The 2,693-nt window shown below is 25.8% G+C and carries 2 protein-coding genes; both read left to right on the top strand.

The genetic code is table 11. The features are described 5' to 3' along the window. The coding region (locus AJN64_RS01475; protein WP_261665702.1) for a hypothetical protein at positions 1-1,800 on the top strand (1,800 nt) is incomplete at its 5' end. A gap of 8 nt (positions 1,801-1,808) precedes the next feature. Further along, positions 1,809-2,570: a hypothetical protein gene (locus AJN64_RS01470; protein ID WP_088306429.1), complete on the top strand. Its 762-nt coding sequence runs from the start codon at positions 1,809-1,811 to the stop codon at positions 2,568-2,570. Positions 2,571-2,693: the final 123 nt, after the last annotated feature.

Here is a 2,693-nt window from a genome sequence, read left to right as displayed (position 1 = left end):
TTAGATCAAGATAATACTATAAAACAAGATACACCTAGTTATTATTTTTCTCCTAAAGATGAAAGCAGTGGCAAAGGAAGACTTAGCATCTTTTATAAAAATGATGAACTTTGTTTGCTTAATTATTCTATTATAGAAAATTCTTTAAATATTAAATTAGAATGTTTAAGCAAACAAAGCTTAGAGTATAAAGACTTAATTTCAAACACTTTAAAAGAACAAAAAACCACACAAGTAGATAAAAAACAAGCTATAGCTAAACTTCATGCTCTTTTAGAAAATCAAAACCTAGAATGTATCCATGGAGGTAAAGTCATACTTAAATCAAACAAAGGAAAAACTTTTAAAGACAATAACATTCCTATAATACTAGAAAGTGATTTATTAAACTCTAGTATAGTAGCTTGTCCTAATACTATAGCAGGTGTAAGTGTTCCTTGTACTAAAGTTGTTAATGTAAAAGGATCCTTATCTCAAAAGAAAGTCAATAATGAATTTGCAATCTTACAAGAACTCATCTCAGCTTGTAAAACAGATAAAGGCTTTGCTTTAAAAGTAAGCTTTACTCCTACTAAGTTTAAATTTGATCACAGCTTTGATCCTAAAGAGGGCTTAGGAGAACAAAGTAAAAATCAAATAGAGTTAAAAGAGCCTATAATAAGACTTCATTATAAAAGTGATAGATTTCAAAAAGATAATTTACCTATCTATAATCTTTTAATCAATAATGAAAAAAAAGAACAAGATAAGGCTTTAAATGAATTTAATATAGATTTAAAAGATTTAAAAGATATAGAGGATATAAATATTCTTAATCAATTCAAACAAGACTTTAGTAAAGATTATGAATTTAAAGAATTAAATCTTAGCTTTGATACTAATTTAATCAAACTTTATTTTATTATCCCAAAAAACATTGCTAAAGTTTATAAAAGTGCTTATAAGGAATTTGAAAATAAAGATTTAGGAGTAGGGTATTTTACACAGCTACATGAGTATGATAAAATCATCAAAAATGCTTTAGAAGATAATAAAGAATTAAACGAATATCATTTTAGTTTTTTAGCTCCTGCAAAAATGCAAAATTTAAAACTTCAAATCGCACAAGGACTAGATGAAATCTTAGAAGATGAAGATAGAAAACAAGAGTTTTATGTTTGTAAATTTGTGGTGGTAAATGGGGTTAGTGAAAACAAAATAAAAGCAAAAAATAAAGATGTAAATATAAATAATGGCACAAAATACACAAACACTACAAAAAGCAATAATATAAGTTCTAGTGAAAACAATGCTCAAGAAATCATCCCTGATAATGTTATAAGAATACAAACACAAGATGGCAGTGGGGAGTTTATTGAGATAGTATTTCCTAGTCAATTAGAACTCAATGATAAACCTTTGGAAGATGTGAGTTATACATTTGTTCCGGCTTTAAGAGGTTTATATTCAATGTTTAAAATTACAAGTAGACTTAATAGTGGTTTAACGCGACAAGAAGTAGTGAAAATTATTGAAAAACTACAAAAAGGTAGCAGTGGGAATATTCGCCTTTTGAAAAATAAAAAAGAATTAGATGAACTGTGGCAAAAATTAATAAAAAATGCCACAAAGTTAGAAGAAAAATATATTCCTATAAAAAATCATAAAACAGGACAAATTACGCAAGAAAAATTTATAAGATATAAATTGAATAATGGAATTGATATTATATACAGAACAGGTTCTGGAAGTGGGGGAGAAACAATAAATATTTATGGCAAAAATCCAAAGCTCAATAAAACTATTCATATTAAACCATAGGAATAAAAGTGAAAAGAATAAAAGTAATATATGCAATGGGTAATCCTATTTTTTCTTATAAAGAAAAAGATGATATAGGATATAAAAGTTATGAAAATTTAAGTAAAGTATTAAATAATAAACCATATTTTTCTGAAATGGATTTACTTTTAGAATATTTAAGATACACAACAAAAACAGATATTCTCTTAGCATTTGAATATTTATTATTAAAACTTATTGATGATGAATTTTTTGCAAGACATGAAATAGATGCAAATATCATTCAATTTTATAATATTGATAGTCTTAACAACACTCCTTCTTTAAATACACCCAAACCTACCTATATAAGTGAATATATTAATATCTTGGGGCAACTTTTTCTAGCAGGTTATATAGATTTTGGATCTTATTGTGATGAAGATAGAAATAAAATAGATTATCCCTCAAACTTATCTTATTATAAAGAAGATAAATATCAAGCTTGGATATATTTTAGAGATAATTTTTTTTATAAAGAAAGATTTGAAAGAAATTTGAATGATGATATTATTGTAGATGGATGTAGCACAATGTTTTCTCCCACTTCTTGGGATACACCACAATATTGGTCACAATACAATATCTGGATAGCAACAACCCCAAAAGGCACAAAATACTTCCAAGAAATCTTAGCTCCTAAATTTTACAACAAATACAAAGATTTAGAAGTAGAGATTGATGATAAGGGCAATGTGCTTAGGTGGATAGGAGAGATTAATAGAGAGACAAAAAATATTAGCAAATAAAAAATGATATAATAATACTTTATATAAGGAATCTTTTATGTTTATAAGTTCTAAAACAGAGTTAATTCAAACTATTAAAAATTTAACAATCAACAATAAAGAAGTTAAACAGATTGATTTTAT

It is taken from the genome of Campylobacter sp. BCW_4332, from assembly GCF_001763175.1.
Classification (GTDB): domain Bacteria; phylum Campylobacterota; class Campylobacteria; order Campylobacterales; family Campylobacteraceae; genus Campylobacter_D; species Campylobacter_D jejuni.
This window is presented reverse-complemented; position numbering and strand designations above follow the sequence as displayed.